This window comes from Gemmatimonadota bacterium (assembly GCA_016209965.1).
Classification (GTDB): Bacteria; Gemmatimonadota; Gemmatimonadetes; order Longimicrobiales; family RSA9; genus JACQVE01.
In genome coordinates this window covers 1-2824 of record JACQVE010000341.1, presented here as the reverse complement: position 1 = coordinate 2824, position 2824 = coordinate 1, and the positions used below count along the sequence as shown (strand labels likewise).

At 67.8% G+C, this 2824-nt stretch carries 3 protein-coding genes; all 3 read left to right on the top strand.

The genetic code is table 11. The annotated features are described in order from the left end of the window. Positions 1–862: T9SS type A sorting domain-containing protein (locus tag HY703_13645; GenBank protein ID MBI4546237.1), on the top strand; the 862-nt coding region annotated here is incomplete at its 5' end. 19 nt (positions 863–881) lie between these two features. Further along, complete coding sequence (locus HY703_13640; protein MBI4546236.1) at positions 882–2018, top strand: PorV/PorQ family protein; 1137 nt, start codon at positions 882–884, stop codon at positions 2016–2018. Positions 2019–2074: 56 nt separating this feature from the next. After that, positions 2075–2785 carry an outer membrane beta-barrel protein gene (locus HY703_13635; GenBank protein MBI4546235.1) on the top strand — a complete coding sequence of 237 codons (711 nt, stop codon included), beginning with the start codon at positions 2075–2077 and terminating at the stop codon, positions 2783–2785. Positions 2786–2824 lie beyond the last annotated feature (39 nt).

Sequence of the window (2824 nt, the reverse complement as noted above, 5' to 3'; positions counted from 1 at the left end):
GGGCGAGGGCTCGAAGTCCAGTGCGGACACGACCCTGCTCAAGCTGGTCAAGGCGGCGGATGCGACCGTCACCCTGGCCGCCAAGGACCTGAAGAGCTACAGCCTCCCCTTCTCGGTCAAGAACCTGAGCTTCAACAGCCGCAACGTCACCGTGCTGGTGACCCAGCACCAGGATTCCGTCCTGATGGGCCAGGGCTCGGACACGCTGCGGGTCGCTGTCCCGGCTGGCTTCTGGGCGCCGGGTGACGTGCTGCACTTCGTCGAAACGGTGACACGCGAGAAGAAGGATGCGCAGGGCCGCACCGTGATCGGCGCCAACGGTCAGCCGGAGACGGAGACCGTACCCGTCGCCACCTTCAAGGTCGTCCTGGGCTGCGTCAACGTGCGCAACTCCTGCGACCCGACCTTCGGCGGCACATCCAACTCCGGCTACACCGCCGTCCGCGCCGCGGGCACCACGCAGCAGGTGAATTACTTCGTGCCCTTCCGGGGCGGCGAGGACCTGCGCTTCGAGGTCGTGCCCGCGGTCAGCGCGCAGGACGTCGCGGCCGCCGGGACCGTGGATCTGGATAACGTCCACGTGGTGCCCAACCCCTACATCTTCGCCTCGGGCTACGAGCGCGCTGCGGGCGCCCGGGTCCTGAAGTTCACCAATCTGCCGCCCGATGGCCGCATCCGCATCTTCGACCTGGCCGGGCGGTTCATCCAGGAGATCAACTACACGGCGGACGATCTCAAGGGTGGCGATCTCGATTGGGACATGCAGAGCCGGGAGCAGCTCGAGCTGGCCTACGGACTCTACGTCTTCGTGATCGAGTCCAAGGGTCAGCGCAAGATGGGCAAGTTCGTCATTATCCGCTAACCGCGAGAGGAGACCGCTCATGAGGCGTATACCCTGGCTCGTGCTGGCGCTGGTGGCGCTGGGCGGGATGCCGCTCGGGGCGCAGGACGTCCTGACCACGGATCCGACGCTGCCCACCACGCGCACGGGAACACGCGGCGCCACCTTCCTCAGCCTGGGCGTGGGCGCCCGCGCCCAGGCGCTGGGAGGCGCCTACTCTGCGCTGGCCGATGACATCAGCGCCCTCTACTGGAACAGCGCGGGCATCGGCCAGATCGACGGCTTCGCCGTCGGCGTCACCCAGACCTCGCTCTACCAGGACCTGGACATCAACCACACCTTTGCCGGCGTGGTCCTCCCCGTCGGGCTCAGCCGCCTGGGCATCAGCGTGAACACGCTGTCCAGCGGCGAGATGCCCTGGACCAACGAAGCCTTCCCCAACTCGGGGTACATGCAGGCCAACGGCCGGGTCGGCGATACCGACCCCCTGCGCACGGACTTCGAGTGGCGCAGCCTGGCCGTGGGCGCGCACTTCGCCCGGCCCATCACCGACCGGCTCATTGTCGGCGGCGCCGTCAAGTACATCGAGGAGGGGATCCCCGAAGCCAAGGCCGACTTCCTTGCCTTCGATCTCGGGACCATCTTCCACACCGGCCTCTACGGCATCACGCTGGGAGCCAGCCTCCAGAATGTCGGCTCCTCGGGCCGCATGGAGGGCAAGGAGCTGAACCGGCGTATCAGCACGGGAGGCTCCGAGAGCCAGGTCGGGGACTTCGTCCGCGACATTGACCTCCGGGCCGGCACTCAGGAGGTGCAGCTCCCCACCGCCTTCCGCTTCAGCGTGGTCGCGGACTTGATCGGGGATGCGGCGGCCATCATCGCGCCCAACCCCGACCAGTCGCTGCGCCTGGTGTGGGACCTGAACGACGCCATTGACACCGACCTGCAGACCGCGGTCGGCTTCGAGTACGGCTTCCGTAACCTCGCCTTCCTGCGCGTCGGGAAGCGCTGGGCCAACGAGGCGCAGATCGAGCGCGACTTCAGCCACGGCGCAGCCTTCGGCGGCGGCGTGACACTGCCGCTCGGCGGGCTGGGCAAGCTGTCCTTCGACTACGCGTACACGGACATGGCGGACCTGGAGAACGTCCAGGTCTTCAGCCTGCAGCTCAGGTTCTAACCGGAAGCCGGGACCGGGGGCGACGTCCTCCGACCCCGGCATAGGAAGGCTGACCAATGAATATGCGATCCTGGGTGGCCAGCCTGGCCACGCTCCTGGCGGCTGCACCGGCCACGCTGCACGCGCAGAACGCCGCCCGCTCCTGGTCGGTGAACCTGCGCGGCGGGTCGGTGCTATACGCCGACGCCAGCGCCCTCGAAACCGGCGCCACGGCCGGTCTCGAAGCGCTGTACTACCTCACGCCGCGCATCGCCATCGGCCCCAGCGCCGACTACGTGTACTCGAAGAGCGATGGCCGCTTCTTCGTCGCGGCCCTCGACTTCGGCCCGGACAGCAGCCGCGTCTACAACGTGGGGCAGCGCCTCAATGTGCTGCACTACGGCGGCAGCCTGCTCGTTGACCTGCTCCCCGGCAACCAGGTCGGACCCTACCTGACCGGCGGCGCCGGCGGCTACTCGATCTACCTCGAGGGCAACGCCAACGACGGCTTCGGCCGCGTCAGCGGCCTCATGTTCGCGGCCGGCGGCGGCATCCGCCTGGCCCTCACCGGCAATGCCGGGCTGCAGCTCGACGCTCGCGACCTGATCTACACCGACCTCGACCGCGAAGAGCTGAACCCCATCCGGCCCGAGCACCGCAACTGCCAGCCGGAACGCGGCTGCCGATTCCCTGGCGCCGAAGATCCGGGACTGCCCGCGCCCGAGACGACCGTGCACAACATCCGCGTTACCCTTGGCTTCAGCTATGTCCCGGGCCAAACCCGCTAACGCCTGATCGGAGGAACCATGTCGTTCATTGATCTAGCC